Source organism: Rhodanobacter thiooxydans (genome assembly GCF_030291135.1).
Taxonomy (GTDB): domain Bacteria; phylum Pseudomonadota; class Gammaproteobacteria; order Xanthomonadales; family Rhodanobacteraceae; genus Rhodanobacter; species Rhodanobacter thiooxydans_A.
The window spans coordinates 3,078,263-3,094,438 of the sequence record NZ_CP127409.1; the positions used below are offsets into that span (position 1 = coordinate 3,078,263).

Sequence of the window (16,176 nt, forward strand, 5' to 3'; positions counted from 1 at the left end):
CAGGCGAGCCGGCTCTTGCCGGCTCGCTTCATCTGGCCGGCCGGACTTCACCGACCTTCGCGGTGAAGTAATCTGCTGTATTGCCTGACCACGCACATCGCCATGTCTTCACGAATCACGATCAGCCCTGAACTGCGCGAATGGATTCTCGCCACAACCCGTGCCGGCCATGGCGTGCCGGACGTGCTGCGGCTGATGAAGGAAAACGGCTACGACCCGCGACAGAGCCGCAGCATCGTCGCCGAAGTGCTGAAGCTGCCGCTGGCCACCCTGCAGGCGAGTACCGACAAGGCTGCACCGCGTGGCCTGCGCACAAAACACCCCGAGGCACCCGAAGTCAGCATCGGCGGCCACACCATCCAGGTCTCGCTCAGTGCGGAAACGCCGACCCTGCGTGTGCTCGATGGCATGCTCACCGAGCAGGAATGCGCCGAGCTGATCGAGCTGGCCCGGCCACGCCTGCAGCGCGCGCTCACCGTGGACGCCGAAGGCCGGCAGCAGGTCGATCACCGGCGCACCAGCGAAGGCATGTTCTTCACGCTGAACGAGTTGCCCCTGGTCACCCGGATCGAACAGCGCCTGGCGGCCCTGCTCGGTGTGCCGGTGAATCACGGCGAAGGGCTGCAGATCCTGCATTACCTGCCGGGCCAGGAGTACGAGCCGCACTTCGACTGGTTCGACCCGGAGCAACCCGGCTATGGCGCGATCACCGCGGTGGGCGGCCAGCGCATCGCCAGCGTGGTGATGTACCTCAACACACCCGCACAGGGCGGCGGCACGGCCTTCCCCGAGATCGGCCTGACCGTCACCGCGCGCCGCGGTTCGGCCGTCTATTTCGCCTACGAGGGCGGCGACCGCACGTCCCTGCATGCCGGGCTGCCGGTGCTTCAGGGCGAAAAATGGATCGCCACCAAGTGGCTGCGCGAGCGGCCTTACAGGAAACCGGGGAAGGCCTGAGCGCCGGCGCGGCGAAGCCCGTCGCTGCTGCATCGCAGCAGCGTTTGGCGTATCCTTGCAGACCTTCTTTTCCCTCCTTTACCGCCAAGGACAGTCCATGGGTCTGCACCTCGTCTCCGCCGGCCGCAACGTGCCGGACGAAATCAACGTCATCATCGAAATCCCCAAGGATGCCGAGCCGGTCAAGTACGAGGTGGAGAAGGAAAGCGGCGCGATCTTCGTCGACCGCATCCTGTCCACCCCGATGCGCTACCCGTGCAACTACGGCTACGTGCCGCGCACGCTGGGCGGCGACGGTGATCCGCTGGACGCGGTGGTGATCCTGCCGCTGTCGCTGGCCGTGGGTTCGGTGATCCGCTGCCATCCGGTCGGCATGCTGAAGATGACCGACGAGGCCGGCGCCGACGAGAAGCTGGTGGTGATCCCCTCGCCCAAGGTGTTCCCCGGCTATGCGCACATCAACGACATGAAAGGCGTCTCGCCGCACTGGCTGGAACGCATCGGCCACTTCTTCGAGCACTACAAGGATCTGGAGAAGGGCAAGTGGGTGAAGGTCGAGGGCTGGGTCGGCGCCGACGAGGCGAAGGCCGAGATCCTGGCCGGCTTCCAGCGCTACCAGGACGCGATCAGCGGCTGAACCTGCCAGCTGCGGACTCCCTGCGGAACACGTGGCTGTACCGCGCACAAACCCCGCTTCGGCGGGGTTTGTGCGTTTTGGCCAACCGCGGCCGGACGGGACGCGGGGCACATGCGGGACCGGCCCTCAGCTTCCATCCGCTGCGTGTCACGGCTATCGGCACCTCGACGGCACCCACCGGATCTCGGCGGCGGGCGGGCTGCCGCCGTATCCTTGTCGCTCCGCGGGAGCGGGCCATTCGCCGAGCGCACCCCGCTGCCGGCACTGCCCCTCCCGGTCTGCTGCCGGAGTCACCCCATGAAAGCCGTCGCCCTCACCCGCTACCTGCCGATCGATGACCCGCAATCGTTGCTCGACGTCGAACTGCCCACGCCGGTGCCCGGCGCGCACGACCTGCGGGTGCGCGTGGAGGCAGTCTCGGTGAATCCGGTCGACACCAAGCTCCGTTCGCCCAAGCCGCAGATCGAGGCGCAGCCGAAGGTGCTCGGCTACGACGCCGCCGGCGTGGTGGAGGCGATCGGCGACTCGGTCCACGGTTTCCAGCCAGGCGACCGCGTGTACTACGCCGGCGACGTCACCCGCGCCGGCAGCAACGCGCAGTTCCAGCTGGTCGACGCACGCCTGGTCGGGCATGCGCCGCGTTCACTGGACCCGGCCGAGGCGGCGGCGTTGCCGCTGACCGCAATCACCGCGTGGGAGCTGCTGTTCCAGCGCATGCCGTTCGACAGCGAACACGGCGGCGAAGGCAGTTCGCTGCTGGTGATCGGCGGTGCCGGCGGGGTGGGCTCGATTGCAATCCAGCTGGCGCGACGCGCCGGCTTCACGGTGATCGCCACTGCCTCGCGCCCCGAGACCATCGACTGGTGCCGCACGATGGGTGCGCAGCACGTGGTCAACCACCGCCATGCACTGGCACCCCAACTCGAAGCACTGGGTTTCGGCCAGGTGGACGCCGTGCTCAACCTCGCCGATACCGATCGCTACTGGGACGCGATCGGCCAGTTGCTGGCACCGCAGGGCCACGTCGGCCTGGTCGTGGAGCCGGCCGGCGCACTGAGGATCGGCGACCCGTACAAGGCCAAATGCATCGGCATCCACTGGGAATTCATGTTCGCGCGGCCGCGCTTTGGCACCGCCGACATGGCCGAGCAGGGCCGCATCCTCGACCGCGTCGCCAGGCTGATCGACGCCGGCGCACTGCGCGGCACGCGCAGCGAGACGCTGGCGCCGATCAACGCGGCGAACCTGCGCGAGGCGCATCGCCGGCTGGAATCGGGGCGCACGATCGGCAAGCTGGTGCTGGCCGGCTGGTGAGGCGTCATCGGCGACGTGCAGGTGTGCCGCCGGGTGATCAGCCGCGCTTGCCTGTGGCTTTCCTGGCCGGCGACGGCCTGGCTGGCTCGCCCTTCTTGCCAAGCTGCTCCAGCAGGGTGTTCATGTCCTCGGCATGCTCTTCCTCCATCGCCAGGATGCCTTCCAGCACGCGGCGGGTGGTCGGGTCGGCGCTGCCGACGTAGTCGATCACCTCGCGGTAGCTGTCGATGGCGATGCGTTCGGCAACCAGGTCTTCCTTGATCATGTCGACGATGTCCTCGCCCTCGACGTAGTCGGCATGGCTGCGGCTGAGCAGGCCTTCCGGCGACAGGTTCGGCTTGCCGCCGAGCTGGGTGATCCGTTCGGCGAGCAGGTCGGCGTGGCCCTGTTCCTCGTTCGCGTGCTGCAGGAACTCGGCCTTGATCGACTGCGAGTGGATGCCCGAGGCCATGTAGTAGTGGTACTTGTAGCGCAGCACGCAGACGATCTCGGTGGCCAGTGCATGGTTGAGCAGCTTGACCACCATTCCGCGATCGGCACGGTAACCCGCCGTCATCGCACCCCTGTCGATATCCTGGCGTGCGCGCTTGCGGATGTTCTCGATGTCGCTGACGAACGGCTTGCTCTTGGCCATGGCTTGCTCCTGCGGACGCGGGGATGGGTACCGATGGGCGTGCAGTACCGTCGAAAACCCCAGCCTAGGAACGCGCATGAAAAAGCCAGGTGAAGAGGTCTTCACCTGGCCCGGTTCGCGTGCGGCAATTCAGCGCGGCTGGTAGGCGCGCAGGAACACCTCGACGCCAGCCCGCGCCGTGCTCTCGATTTCCTCGGCATAGCTCTCGGGGCATTCAGTGCAGCCGAACATCTGGCGCATCATCAGATTGCCCTTGATCAGGCTGAGGAACTGCCCGCTGGCGCGCGCCACATCGTCGATGTCGAGCTTGCCGGCGTCAACCGCCTGCTGCAGCAGACGTTCCATCAGGCCATGCGTACGCGATGCGCCCTCTTCCCAGATCAGCTTGCCGTAGCGCGGATTGCCCTGGCGGCAGTCACTGAGGATGGCGCGGAACGTGCCGACCGTTTCGGCGTTGCAATCCAGGTGGGCATGGGTCAGCGCCACCCGCAGCAGCGTCTCGCGGATATCCGCCCGCGGATCGAAGAAATAGGTTTCTTCCGGCAACAGATCCTGGATGCGCGAACGGATCACTTCGCGGAACAGGTTGTCCTTGTCGCCGAAATGGCTGTACACGGTGAGCTTGGACACGCCGGCTTCCGACGCGATCGCGTCCATGCTGGTACCGGCAAACGCATTGCGGATGAACAGCGCCTTGGCCGCCGCCAGGATCGCCGCACGCTTCTCCATGTCCTTCGGGCGACCGGGACCCTGGGGTTTGATTTGCGCGCTGATATTCATGCCTCCACCTTCCCAAACGTAAACTCTCGCTTTATTATACGCAGCGGTTCAATTATTTTCCAGAACGCGCCGGAACCTCGGCTCCGGCACCTCCCGCGCCTGCACGACAATGGATGACGCTCGTCAACCCGTTGCGGTGACTTCCGGCACTTCGTGTGCTGCCGTGCACCCGGCAGGCTTGCCACCATCGGAGCGTGTCATTGTAGGAGCAGGCGCGAGCGCTTATCCTTTTTGACCTTTTTTCGATCCGCACGGGACACGAGCAGATGGCGATGAATATCGAGCAGGCACGGCTGAACATGGTGGAAAACCAGGTGCGCCCGTGGGAAGTACTGGACGGCCGCGTGCTGGACGTGCTCGGCCGCGTGCGCCGCGAGGATTTCGTCGCCACCGAGCACCGCCAGCTGGCCTTCGCCGACCTGTGCCTGCCGCTGGGCCATGGCGAGGTAATGATGAAGCCGGTGGTGGAAGGCCGCGTGCTGCAGGCGCTGGAACTGCTGCCCGGCGACCGCGTGCTGGAAATCGGCACCGGCTCGGGCTTCCTCACCGCCTGCCTGGCCAGCCTGTCTGCCCAGGTCAGCAGCGTCGACATCCATGCCGATTTCACCGCGCTCGCCGCACGGCGCCTGCAGGCCGCCGGCATCGCCAATGTCAGCCTGGCCACCGGCGAGGCGGTCCACGAGTGGCAGCCCGATGGCCTGTTCGATGCGCTGGTGGTGACCGGGGCAGTACACGCGATCCCGCCACGCTGGCTGGCCTGGCTCAAGCCCGGCGCGCGCGCGCTGGTGATCCGTGGCCAGTCGCCGGTGCAACAGGCCACCTTGCTCACTCATGAAGGCGCCGGCCGCTATCGCGAAGAGACCCTGTTCGAAACCGACCTGCCCTACCTCACCCATGCCGAGCCGCCGCAACGGTTCGTGTTCTGACTTCGCCCCCGAATCGATCCCCACGAGGCACCCCATGCGTTTGAAGCTGCTCACTCTTGCCCTGGCCCTGGCCGCCGTCTCGCTGCCCGGCCACGGCGAGGATCTGCTCGATGCCTACCGCGAAGCGCGCACCAATGATCCGGTGCTGTCGCAGGCCGACGCCACCCGGCTGGCCACCGGCGAAGGGGTGAACCAGGCGCGCGCACTGCTGTTGCCGCAGATCGGCGCCAGCATGAGCCTCAACCAGACCAACGGCGGCAACCAGATCGGCCACAGCCGCTCGCGTTCGATCAACGGCACGCTCAGCCAGACCGTGCTCGACTTCAGCAAGTACGCCAACCTCAAGGCCGCCCATTCGGCGTCGAACGCGCAGGACGAGTTCTACCAGGCGGCGGCGCAGGATCTTTACGGGCGCGTGGCCGCGGCCTACTTCGGCGTGCTGACCAGCGAGGACGAACTGACCTACGCCAAGGCCAACGAGGACGCGTTCCGCCAGCAGTACGAGCAGTCCGACCAGCGCTTCAAGGTCGGCCTATCGGCGATCACCGACGTGTACCAGGCCAAGGCCTACTATGAGGCAGCGAAGTCGCAGACCATCGCCGCGCAGAACGCGCTGAACGATGCCCGCGAGGCGCTTACCCAGATCACCGGCAAGCCGACCGGCGACCTGAAGAAGCTGCGCGACGACCTGCCGATGCAGCCGCCGGTGCCAGCCGACCAGGACAGCTGGGTCAAGCAGGCGCTGGAAACCAACCCCAACCTGCTCGCCCAGAAAAACAACGTGGAAACCGCGCAGCACAACATCAGCGCCGCGCGTGCCGGGCATCTGCCGACGATCACCGCCGGCGTCAGCTACGGCAAGGGCGCCGGCTGGTCGGAAAGCAACGCCGCGGCCCGCTACCGCGACCCCTCCTCGACCACGATCGGGCTGACCCTGAACGTGCCGATCTTCTCCGGTGGCGCGACCCAGTCGCGCGTGCGCCAGTCGATCTACCAGCGCGATGCCGCCACCGATGCGCTGGAGTCGCAGCGCCGCCAGGTGGTGCGCGACACGCTCAATTACTACCGCTCGGTGATCGCCGGCATCGCCCAGGTGGAATCGGCCAAGGCCTCGGTGGATTCCGGCCAGAAGGCGCTCGAAGCCACCCGCGCCGGCTTCGAGGTGGGCACCCAGACAATGACCAACGTCTTGCTGGCGATCCAGACGCTGACCTCCTCGGAGAGCAGCTACTCGCAGGCCCGCCACCAATTCATCCTGAACAAGCTGCTGCTCAAGCAGACCGCCGGCACCGCCGACCTGAAGGACATCGAGGAAATCAACGCGCTGCTGCAATAAGCCGCCGCAGGTTGCCAGCAAAAACGGCCGGGGTCATGCCCGGCCGTTTTGTTTTCGCGCCGTCATTCCTGCAGCAGGATATCGATCAGCCGCATGACCCGCTGCACCGCGCCGCGCTCGCGCTCGAAGACGCTCTGCGCAGCCTGCCCCATGCGCGCGCGCTTCGCCGCATCGAGCAGCAGCTTCAGCGCGGCCGGCCCCAACCCCGCGGCGTCCGCCACGCGTTCGGCGCCGCCTTCCTCGATCAGGCTGCGGGTGATCTCCTCGAAGTTGAAGGTGTGCGGCCCCACCAGCACCGGCACCGACAGCGCCGCCGGCTCCAGCACGTTGTGGCCGCCGATCGGCACCAGGCTGCCGCCGACGAAGGCCAGGTCTGAGGCCGCGAAGAACGGCATCAACTGCCCCATCGCATCGATCACGAACACCTGGTGCGCGACCGACGGCACGCCTTCGAGGCTGCGCGTGGCGACCGTGAAGCCGAGGCTGCGCGCCGCATGCTCGACCAGCCTGAAGCGTTCCGGATGGCGCGGCGCCAGCAGCAGCAATGCGTCGGGCAGGCGCTGCAACACCTGCAGGTGCGCCTCCAGCACCGCCAGCTCCTCGCCTTCATGGGTGCTGGCCGCCATCCATACCGGTCGCCGCGGCCCCCAGTGCCCGCGCATCGTGGCGCCTTCGGCCACCGCGCCGTCGGGTATCGGCATGTCGAACTTCATGTTGCCGGTCACCAGCACCTGTTCCGGATCGGCGCCGAGCAGGCGGTAGCGCGCGGCGTCGGTGCGCGACTGCGCCGCGATCAGGCGCACGCAGCGCAGTGCCGAGCGCAGCAGCCCGCGCAGCGGCTTGTAGCCGCGCAGCGAGCGCTCCGACAGGCGCGCGTTGACGATCATCAGCGGAATGCCGCGCCGGCGGCAGGCGAAGTACAGGTTCGGCCATATCTCGGTTTCGACGATCAGCGCCAGCCGCGGCCGGATCTTCTTCAGGAAGCGGCCTACCGAGTACGGCAGGTCGTACGGCAGGTAGACGTGGAACACGCTGTCGCCGAACAGCTGCTGCACGCGCGCGGTGCCGGTCGGGGTGACCGTGGTGATCACCAGCGGCGCGTTCGGGTAGTCGCGTCGCAACGCCTTGATCAGCGGCTCGGCGGCATTCACCTCGCCTACCGACACCGCATGCACCCACAGGCTGCCGCTGAAGCCGGGCGGATCGAAGAAGCCGAAGCGTTCCGGCCAGCGCCGATGGTAGGGCCGCGAGCGCACCCCGCGCGCCAGCAGCCGCAGCACCAGCAGCGGCGTCACCAGGAACATCGCGAGGGTATAGAGGTAGCGCAACGTCACGGCCCGTCAGTCCAGCGCGGCAGTATACGAGAGCGGACGAGCGGGAACGGCACGCGGAGCCGAAGCATGCGGCACGCTGCCGCCCACCGTTCCCGTTTCCCCGCCTCCACTACAATGCGCACGATGCCCGGCATGCCCCGCCCCACCTTCACCCGTTCGCTGCTTGCACCGCGCCACTGGCCGGCATGGCTGGGCGTGGGCGCGATCTGGCTGATCGCGCGGCTGCCGCAGCGCGCGCTGATGTGGCTGGGCCGCCGGCTCGGCGCACTGGTGCCGCGAATCCCTTCCGAACGGCGGCACATCGCCGCGGCGAACATCGCGCTGTGCTTTCCCGAACTCGATGCCGCCGCGCGTGCCGCGCTGGTCGACGCGAACCTGCGCGACATCGGCCTGATGCTGGTGGAATTCGCGCTGGGCTGGATGGGCAGCGACCGCCGCATGGCCAGCATCCCGACCCGCATCGAGGGACTGGAACACCTCGAAGCGGCGCGTGCGCAGGGCAAGGGCGTACTGCTGGTCGGCGGGCACTTCTCGCACCTGGAGCTGTGCGCGCGGCTGGTCTCGCAGCGCATCCGCATCGCCGGCATGTACCGGCGGATGGACTCGGCCGTGTTCGAGTGGGCGGTGCTGCGCGCGCGACTGGACTACGCCGACGCGATGTTCGAGAAGGACGACCTGCGCGGCACCGTGAAGTACCTGCGCGGCGGCGGCACGCTGTGGTACGCGCCGGACCAGGACATGCGCAGCAAGGACACCGTGTTCGTGCCGTTCTTCGGCGTGCCGGCGGCCACCATCACCGCCACCCATCACCTGGCGCGGATGTCCGGCGCGCTGGTGATCCCGTTCTTCCATCGCCGCCTGCCCGACGGCGAGGGTTACGCGCTGCGCCTGGGCGCAGCGCTGGATGGCTTCCCCGGCACCGACGTGGTGGCCGACACCGCCCGCGTCAACGCCTGCATCGAACAGATGGTGCGCGAGGCGCCCGAGCAATACCTGTGGGTGCACAAGCGTTTCAAGACCCGCCCGCCCGGCGCCCCCGCGATCTACTGATCCCTCCGACAGCCGGGTGAAAGCCTGGCCCGCCGAAAATTGCGCCACTTCCGGGAACCGGGTCGACTCAGGCGACCCGCATCGCACCGGAGTGGCGACCTGGCGCAACCACCCCGATCCGCGACGACGGCAAGCCCCTCGGGGCCTGCGGCACGCCGGGCTGGAGTGGAACTGCGCGACGGCGCGTCACTCCCTTGCGCCGCACCGGCATCAGGAGCTGGAAAAGTGAATGACGACGCCGTGCAGGGCACACCCGCCGTACCCATCCTCATGTACCACAACATCGCGCACGCCCCGCGCGACCTGCGCGTGTACCGCAGCCTGTTCGTGAGCCCGGCCGCCTTCGCGCGGCAGATGTGGCTGCTGCGCCGGCTCGGCTACACCGGGCTGTCGATGTCGGCCGCCATGCCGTACCTGCAGGGCGAACGCCGCGGCCGCATCGCCGTCATCACGCTGGACGACGGCTACGCCGACAACCTGGACGCCGCCCTGCCGATCCTGCAGCGCCACGGCTTCAGCGCCACCTGCTACGTCGTCAGCGGCAGCATCGGGCGGTACAACCAGTGGGACGCCGAACGACTGGGCGTGCGCAAGCCGCTGATGTCGGCGGGGCAACTGCGCGACTGGCACCGCGGCGGCATGGAAGTCGGCGCGCACAGCCGCAGCCACCCCCGGCTGACGCAATGCGATGACGCGCAGCTGCACGACGAGATCCACGGCAGCAAGGCGACGCTGGAGGACCGCCTCGGCGCGCCCATCACGCAGTTCTGCTACCCGTATGGCGACGCCGACGACCGCGTGGCCGGCGTGGCGCGCGCGGCCGGCTTCGCCGCCGCGACCACCACCCGGCGCGGCCGGGCCCGCGCCGGCATGGACCTGTGGCAACTGCCGCGGGTGCAGGTGGCGCGCCACCACCTGCTGCCGCAGTTCGCCCTGCGGGTGCTGTCGCGCTATGAGGACCGCCGCGCGTGAAACTGCTCTTTGTCGGCACCAACCCCGAGAACACCGGGGCCGCCAGCCACTTCGTCGCCCTGGCGCAGGCGATGGCCGAGGCCGGGCATCAGGTCGATGCGGTGGTCTATCCCGATGGCCTGATCTGGCAGGGCTTGTCCCAGTCCGAAGTCCGCCGGTACGGGGCGAGATTCCGCAACGTGTTCGACCTGCGTGGCTATGTCGCCGTCATCAAGGCAGCGCGACAGCTGAAACCGGACTGGCTGGTGGGCAATTTCGGCAAGGAATACTGGCCGCTGATCCTGATCGGACGGCTGCTGCGCATTCCGGTAGCGCTGTTCCGGCACCGCACGCCGCCGATGAAACGCATTTCCGCGTGGCTGATCCCGCGCCTCGCGCAACGCTTCCTCGCCGTCTCGCAGCACGCGCGCCAGGCCTACCTGGATCGAGGCGTCCCGGGCTCCCTCGTGCGGGTGCTCTACAACCCGGTCAACACCGCGCAGTGCCGGCGCGACCCGCGCCAACGCCGCGCGATTCTGCACACGCTCGGCCTGGACGAGGACGTGATCGTGCTCGGCTACAGCGGCCGCATGCACCGCGGCAAGGGTATCTTCCCGCTGTTCGAAGCGGCCAGCGCGGCGATGGTGGAACAGCCGCGGCTGCATTGCCTGTGGCTGGGCGACGGCCCGGATGCGCCGGCCCTGCGCGCGCTAGCCGCCGCGGATGCGAGCGCGAGCCGGCACCACTTCCTGGGCTGGATCAACGACATCCATCCCTATTACAGCGCATTCTCCATGCTGGCCTTCCCGTCGATCGCCACGGAAACCTTCGGGCGGGTCTCGGTCGAGGCGCAGGCCGCCGGCGTTCCCGTACTGGGCAGCGACATCGGCGGGATTCCCGAGACGCTGCAAGCGGGCGTGACGGGCCTGCTGCTGCCACCGAGCGACGTGGCGGCGTGGCGCGAGGCGATCCTGAAGCTGTGCGATCCGGACCTGCTGGCGTCGATGGGCGCCGCTGCACACGACTACGTGCAACAGCATTTCAGCATGCCGGTGATCGCCGCCCAGTTCCTGCAGATACTGACCGGCGGTTGACCCCGCCGGGTCAGTGCCGCGGCCGCCGCCGCTCGTACAGCTTGGCGTATTTCAGGAACGTGTAGAACGCGTGGATGCGCGCCGCGATGAAACCGGCCCAGCCGGAACGCCAGTGTCCGCGCAGCACGTAATAACGCAGGAACGCCACCGTCGGATACGCCACCATGCGCAAGCGCAGCCAGCTCACCCGTCGCCCGGCCAGGTCGGCCTGTTGCAGGCTGGAGTAGCGGTTCGCCTTGGCCACGCGACCGGCGATGTCGGGCTCGCCATGATGGTCGATGACCACGTCGAGCACGCCCACCGGGCCATCCACCTGCACTTCCTCGTGCACTTCGTGGCCGCTCATGCGCGCGCGTTGCCGGTCGAACAGGCGCACGTAGTGGTTGAGCCGGCCGCGTCGCGACTGCCAGCGCCAGAACTGCCACTCGCGCCGCCACAACTGGTAACCCGCGTAGGCCGGCGCCAACAGCGCCTGTTGCAGATGCGCTGCGGCATCCGCGTCCAGTGATTCATCGGAATCCAGCAGCAGCACCCAGCGATGGCCGGCCAGGTCGATCGCCGCCTGCTTCTGCGCGCTGTAGCCGGCGAACGGCTGCGCGTGGATGCGCGCGCCATAGTGCGCGGCGATCGCCGTGGTGGCGTCGGTCGAGCCCGAATCCAGCACCACGATCTCGTCGGCCCAGCTCACCCCGCGCAGGCAGGCATCGAGCGTGCCGGCGCTGTTGAAGGTGGTCACCACCACCGACAGCAGCTCACGCCCCATCGTCGCCCTCCACGTACAACCCTGCGCACCACAGGCCGAGCAGCCAGGCGAACAGCAACCCCCACCACGCCGAATAGAACGCCAGGTGGGTGTTCAACGGAAACAGCATCACGCCCAGCGCCAGCGTGGCCGGAAACGCACGCGAGCGCGCCGCCGCACCGACCCGGCGCCACGCGCGCCACGCCAGCGCGACCGCGGCCAGCCACAGCGCGAGGCCGAGCGTGCCTGTTTCGGTCAGCACCTCCAACACCAGCTGGTGCGCGTGGCAGGCGCCTTCGCCCACGCCGCAGGCCTCGCCGGTGGCCACGAAGTGATCGTTCGCCGGCGCGTACTGCGGATACGCGTAGCGGAAGCCGCGCACGCCGACGCCGTTGACCGGGTGCGCCGCGAACATCCTGATGCTGGCGTGCCAGATGTCGAGCCGACCGCTGAGCGCGGTGTCGAGCGACTGGTCCGTGCCGTGCAGCACCAGCAAGGTGCGCTCCATGCGGTCGTGGAACCGCGTCGAGGCTTTCCAGGCGAGGCCGCCGGCCAGCGCCAACAGCACCGTTGCGATCACGCAGAATCCGGCGAAGCGCAGCGGCGAGCGCGCCTCGCGCCAGGCGAAGCCCAGCGCCACCAGCGCGTAGCACAGCCAGGCCGCGCGCGAACCGGCCAGCAGCACCGGGCCGAGTATCAGCACGAAGGCGAGCAGCAGGCCGGGCAGTCCCCAGCGTCGTTGTGCCGCCCACAACGCGAACGGCGACAGCACCGCCAGGGTCGGCCCCAGCTTGAGATTGTCCGCACCGAAGATGCCGGAAACACGCTCGGCCTCGGCATGTCCGCCCAGGCTCCAGCCGGTCAGCGCCTGCAGCCACGCATCCGCGCACCACAACGCCAGCACCCAGGCCACGGCCACGTACAGCGCCTGCAGTTTGTGCTCGCGGCGGATCGCGAAACAGGCGTACAGGCCCAGTGGCGCATAACGCAGCAAGGCGACCACCGTGCTCCAGCTCTTGCCCGGCCGGATCGCGTCGACGGCAGAGAGCAGCGCGGCCCCCACGTAGGCGGCCAGCAGCCACAGCAGCAGCTGTGCCCCGGGATGCTGGCGCAGTGCGTGCGGCTCGCGCGCGAACAACAGGATAACGCCGAGCAGGCACAATGCGGTGCCCAGTTCGGAACTGCGACCGAACGGCAGCAGTGCGACCACCAGCCAGAACGGCAACAGCGGGGAGCGCAGCGCGGCCTTGAACGAGGTGGTGAAGGAGTTCATGCGCGGACCGTGGCGAAGACGATCACGCATTGTAGGCGAGCACGTCCGCCCGCAGCGGTATCAGCCGGCGGTCACTTCGTCGTACAGCGCCAGCGTGGCCTGCTGCATGTCGACCAGGCGGTAGCTCTGCAGCGGCGAGATCGGCGGCGCCACCCGCAGCAACTCGGCGGCGCGCTCGACCAGCCGCTCGCGGTCGCCCGGCGGCACGCGGCCGGCCGGATACAGCTCGGCCAGCAATTCGCCGACGCCGCCGTGCGCATAGCCCAGCACCGGGCGGCACAACGACAGTGCCTCGATCACCGTGCGCCCGAACGATTCGGGCCGGTTCGACAGCTGCAGCACCAGCGCCGAGATCGCGTAGATGTCGCGCACGTCGTGGCGCGGCGGCGTCAGCACCACCTGCGAGCTCACTCCGCGCACGCGGATCAGCTCGCGCAGTTCGGCCACGTAGGCCTCGCGGCCGGGTTCGATCACGCCCAGCAGCAGCAGGCGCGCCTCGATGCCGCGGCGCTTCAGGTCGGCCAGCAGCTCGATCGCGTCGTGGTGCCCTTTCAGCCGGGTGCCACGGCCGGGCAGGGTCAGCAGCGGCGCACCGGTCAGTGCCGGGAACTCGGCGAAGAACGCCTTCTGCCAGGCATCGTCCGGCCGGTGCCCGTAGGGGAACGCCACCGGGTCGATGCCGCGCGGGATCACCCGCACCCGCCCCGGCTCCAGCCAGCGGTAATGGCTCAGCACGTAGTCGCGCAGGGTCTGCGAGACCGCCACCACACGCTCGCCGCGCAGCAGGATCGCGCTGTAGCGGCCCGGCGAATTGAGCCCGTGCACGGTGGTGACGAAATGCGGCCGTGGCGCCATCCCCTTCAGCGCCCACCAGCCCATCCAGGCCGGCAGCCGCGAACGGGCATGCACGATGTCCGGTTTCAGTTCACGCAGCACCCGGCGCAAGGCGCCAAGCCGGGCCAGCGTGCCCAGCGACTTGCGCCCCAGGTCCAGCGTGATGTGCTCGCTGCCCTCGGCCTGCAGCTGTTCGACCAACCGCCCGCCGGCCGAGATCACCACCGAGCGGTGGCCGGCCTGCACCAGCGCCCGCGCGATCTCCAGCGCCGAACGCTCCGCGCCACCGGACTGCAGCGCAGGGATCAGTTGGACCACAGTCAGCAGCTTGACGGGCACGGCAATGCTGGACATGAGCTCGGGGCTGGAGGCTTTCATTCTGTGAAGGCATGCAAAAATAATGCCGCCAGCGACCCGGGCGAGCCCGTGCGATCAGTCGCGCAGCACGTAATGTGCGCCACAGTAGGCACAGACTGTCTCGCCGCCGTCATCGACGATCGGCAGGTATACCCTCGGGTGCGAATTCCACAGCGCCATGCCGGGCATCGGGCAGGACAGCGGCAGGTCGGCGCGCGTCACTTCGTAACGATTTTCGGCATTTGCCGGCACCAGCGGCACCGCCGCGGAATGGGGGGACGACATCAGCAGACTCCGGACTGGACAGCAGGCCGCAAATGGTAGCAGGCTGCCGCCTTTCGTCGGGGGACGGTGCGGGCAAGGCGCGGGAGCAGAGCCCGGTCACGGCGACGGGAAAACCCACAGCGCCAACGGCAACCTGGCCCACGAGGCGCGCGGAACACCCAGTCGAAGTACGGCGAATAGGGCGTGGTGGCTGGCCAGCACCTCACGCTGAAGGCGTCGACGCGAAGGCGAACCGAGCCGATTCATCCGCCCATAAAAAAACCGCGCCGATGATGGCGCGGTTTTTTGTGGGTCACAGCAACTTTACTTGGCCGCGGCCTTCTTCGGCACCGAACCTTCGGTGGTGATGCGGATGACGAGCTCGTCGCTGACGTTCGGCACGTAGGCGCCGACGCCGAACTCCGAACGCTTGATGCTGGCGGTGGCGTCGAAGCCGATCGACGGCGCCTTGGTCATCGGGTGCGGGCCGATCTTGTTCAGCGTCGCGTCCAGCACCACCGGGCGGGTCACGCCGTGCACGGTGAGGTTGCCGGTAACCTTGAACTTGTTGCCGCCCAGCGGCTGCACTGCGGTGCTCTTGAAGGTCACCACCGGGTACTTATCGGCGTCGAGGAAGTCCGGCTTCTTCAGGTGTTCGTCCAGCGCCGGCACATGGGTATCGAGGTCGGCCAGCGGCAGGGTCACTTCCACGCTGGACCTGACCGGGTGCTGCTCGTCGAACACCACGGTGCCCTCGCCCAGACCCAAATTGGCGGTGGGGTTGGAGTAGCCGAAGTGGTTCCAGCTGAACAGGACCATCGTGTGGCTGGGGTCGAGCTTGTAGGTGACCGGGGCGGCCTGGACCGACACGGCGGCGCCGAGCAAGCCGGCAAGAACGAGATACTTCAATGCACGCATGGAAAGACTCCGTGGAAAATGGGGGCGGGAAAGTGGGGACGGGACGCGGGCTTCAGGCGATCGTGCAGGCTTCGCCGAAGGTCAGGCGGGGACTGCGCGGGAACAGGTTGCGGCTGGCATCGCCGTAACCAATGCTGATCAGGAAGTTCGACTTGACCGTGGTGCCTGCGAAGAACGCCGCATCCACGCCGGCATTGTCGAAGCCGGACATCGGACCGCAATCCAGCCCGACCGCCCGCGCCGCCAGCAGCAGGTAGGCGCCCTGCAGGGTGGCGTTGCGGAATGCGGTGGTGTCGATCAGCGGCTGGTTGCCGACGAACCAGCTCTTCGCGTCGGCGTGCGGGAACAGCTTCGGCAACTGCTCGTAGAACGCGTGGTCGGTGGCGACGATCGCGGTAACCGGCGCTTCCATGGTCTTGGCGCGATTGCCGTCGGACAGGAACGGCGCCAGCTTTGCCTTCGCCGCCGCCGACTTCACGAACACCACCCGCATCGGCGAGGAATTTGCGCTGGTCGGCCCGAACTTGGCCAGGTCGTAGAGCTGGTGCAACTGCTCGTCGCTCACCTCTTTCGGCAGCCACGCGTTGAAGGTGCGGGCATGGCGGAACAACTGGTCCAGACTGGCCTCGGAAAGCAACTCGCTCATCGGTATCCTCTGTGGAAAGACGCGCCGGCAATGACGCCATCCCGCCAGTTTATAGGTGGTCGCACGCGAACAGTCCACCCGCAAAGAGAACGTACAGTGCTCATTCCGGAAACAATGCCGCGACGCCAG

Annotated in this window: 17 protein-coding genes; 8 read left to right on the top strand and 9 right to left on the bottom strand. The window is 68.1% G+C overall.

The window, feature by feature from the left end; genetic code table 11:
- The first annotated feature begins 102 nt into the window (after positions 1-102).
- From QQA13_RS14200 to QQA13_RS14210, 3 genes are all read left to right on the top strand, one after another.
- Positions 103-957 (top strand): 2OG-Fe(II) oxygenase, encoded by an 855-nt coding sequence (locus tag QQA13_RS14200; protein ID WP_108471666.1) that lies wholly within the window; start codon positions 103-105, stop codon positions 955-957.
- A 97-nt stretch (positions 958-1,054) separates the two neighbouring features.
- Complete coding sequence (gene ppa / locus QQA13_RS14205; protein WP_108471667.1) at positions 1,055-1,594, top strand: inorganic diphosphatase; 540 nt, start codon at positions 1,055-1,057, stop codon at positions 1,592-1,594.
- A gap of 297 nt (positions 1,595-1,891) precedes the next feature.
- Entirely contained in the window at positions 1,892-2,908 is a 1,017-nt protein-coding gene (locus tag QQA13_RS14210) for a zinc-binding alcohol dehydrogenase family protein (protein WP_108471668.1), read from the top strand.
- A 37-nt stretch (positions 2,909-2,945) separates the two neighbouring features.
- Here the strand turns inward: QQA13_RS14210 and QQA13_RS14215 are convergent, their stop codons facing one another.
- Positions 2,946-3,542: a ferritin-like domain-containing protein gene (locus tag QQA13_RS14215; RefSeq protein ID WP_108471669.1), complete on the bottom strand. Its 597-nt coding sequence runs from the start codon at positions 3,540-3,542 to the stop codon at positions 2,946-2,948.
- 129 nt (positions 3,543-3,671) lie between these two features.
- Complete coding sequence (locus QQA13_RS14220) at positions 3,672-4,322, bottom strand: TetR/AcrR family transcriptional regulator (RefSeq protein WP_108471670.1); 651 nt, start codon at positions 4,320-4,322, stop codon at positions 3,672-3,674.
- 266 nt (positions 4,323-4,588) lie between these two features.
- Here QQA13_RS14220 and QQA13_RS14225 point away from each other — a divergent pair, with 266 nt between their 5' ends.
- Positions 4,589-5,248 carry a protein-L-isoaspartate O-methyltransferase family protein gene (locus tag QQA13_RS14225; protein ID WP_108471671.1) on the top strand — a complete coding sequence of 220 codons (660 nt, stop codon included), beginning with the start codon at positions 4,589-4,591 and terminating at the stop codon, positions 5,246-5,248.
- A 34-nt stretch (positions 5,249-5,282) separates the two neighbouring features.
- Positions 5,283-6,584 carry a TolC family outer membrane protein gene (locus QQA13_RS14230; RefSeq protein ID WP_108471672.1) on the top strand — a complete coding sequence of 434 codons (1,302 nt, stop codon included), beginning with the start codon at positions 5,283-5,285 and terminating at the stop codon, positions 6,582-6,584.
- Positions 6,585-6,646: 62 nt separating this feature from the next.
- Here QQA13_RS14230 and waaA read toward each other — a convergent pair whose 3' ends face one another.
- Positions 6,647-7,912 (bottom strand): lipid IV(A) 3-deoxy-D-manno-octulosonic acid transferase, encoded by a 1,266-nt coding sequence (gene waaA, locus QQA13_RS14235; RefSeq protein WP_108471673.1) that lies wholly within the window; start codon positions 7,910-7,912, stop codon positions 6,647-6,649.
- A 138-nt stretch (positions 7,913-8,050) separates the two neighbouring features.
- Between waaA and lpxL the strand changes: the two genes are divergently transcribed.
- The 3 genes from lpxL to QQA13_RS14250 all read left to right on the top strand — a co-directional run bounded on the left by lpxL (position 8,051) and on the right by QQA13_RS14250 (position 11,013).
- Positions 8,051-8,968: an LpxL/LpxP family Kdo(2)-lipid IV(A) lauroyl/palmitoleoyl acyltransferase gene (gene lpxL / locus QQA13_RS14240; RefSeq protein WP_234411325.1), complete on the top strand. Its 918-nt coding sequence runs from the start codon at positions 8,051-8,053 to the stop codon at positions 8,966-8,968.
- Positions 8,969-9,238: 270 nt separating this feature from the next.
- A complete protein-coding gene (locus QQA13_RS14245; protein WP_199909834.1) occupies positions 9,239-9,940 on the top strand; it encodes a polysaccharide deacetylase family protein in 702 nt (233 codons plus the stop codon).
- Positions 9,937-11,013 (top strand): glycosyltransferase family 4 protein, encoded by a 1,077-nt coding sequence (locus tag QQA13_RS14250; protein ID WP_108471676.1) that lies wholly within the window; start codon positions 9,937-9,939, stop codon positions 11,011-11,013. The genes QQA13_RS14245 and QQA13_RS14250 overlap by 4 nt, the downstream gene beginning before the upstream one ends.
- Positions 11,014-11,023: 10 nt before the next feature.
- Here the strand turns inward: QQA13_RS14250 and QQA13_RS14255 are convergent, their stop codons facing one another.
- The 6 genes from QQA13_RS14255 to QQA13_RS14280 form a co-directional block, all read right to left on the bottom strand.
- Positions 11,024-11,776: a glycosyltransferase family 2 protein gene (locus QQA13_RS14255; protein WP_108471677.1), complete on the bottom strand. Its 753-nt coding sequence runs from the start codon at positions 11,774-11,776 to the stop codon at positions 11,024-11,026.
- On the bottom strand, positions 11,766-13,028 hold the full coding sequence (locus tag QQA13_RS14260) for an O-antigen ligase family protein (RefSeq protein ID WP_108471678.1): 1,263 nt from the start codon (positions 13,026-13,028) through the stop codon (positions 11,766-11,768). The genes QQA13_RS14255 and QQA13_RS14260 overlap by 11 nt, the downstream gene beginning before the upstream one ends.
- A gap of 60 nt (positions 13,029-13,088) precedes the next feature.
- Positions 13,089-14,216, bottom strand: a complete 1,128-nt coding sequence (locus QQA13_RS14265; RefSeq protein WP_108471679.1) for a glycosyltransferase — start codon at positions 14,214-14,216, stop codon at positions 13,089-13,091.
- A 78-nt stretch (positions 14,217-14,294) separates the two neighbouring features.
- Complete coding sequence (locus QQA13_RS14270; RefSeq protein WP_108471680.1) at positions 14,295-14,504, bottom strand: zinc-finger domain-containing protein; 210 nt, start codon at positions 14,502-14,504, stop codon at positions 14,295-14,297.
- Positions 14,505-14,807: 303 nt separating this feature from the next.
- The gene (locus QQA13_RS14275; RefSeq protein WP_108471681.1) at positions 14,808-15,401 is read right to left on the bottom strand and encodes a YceI family protein; all 594 of its coding nucleotides are present in this window, start codon (positions 15,399-15,401) and stop codon (positions 14,808-14,810) included.
- A gap of 52 nt (positions 15,402-15,453) precedes the next feature.
- Complete coding sequence (locus QQA13_RS14280) at positions 15,454-16,047, bottom strand: malonic semialdehyde reductase (protein ID WP_108471682.1); 594 nt, start codon at positions 16,045-16,047, stop codon at positions 15,454-15,456.
- Positions 16,048-16,176 lie beyond the last annotated feature (129 nt).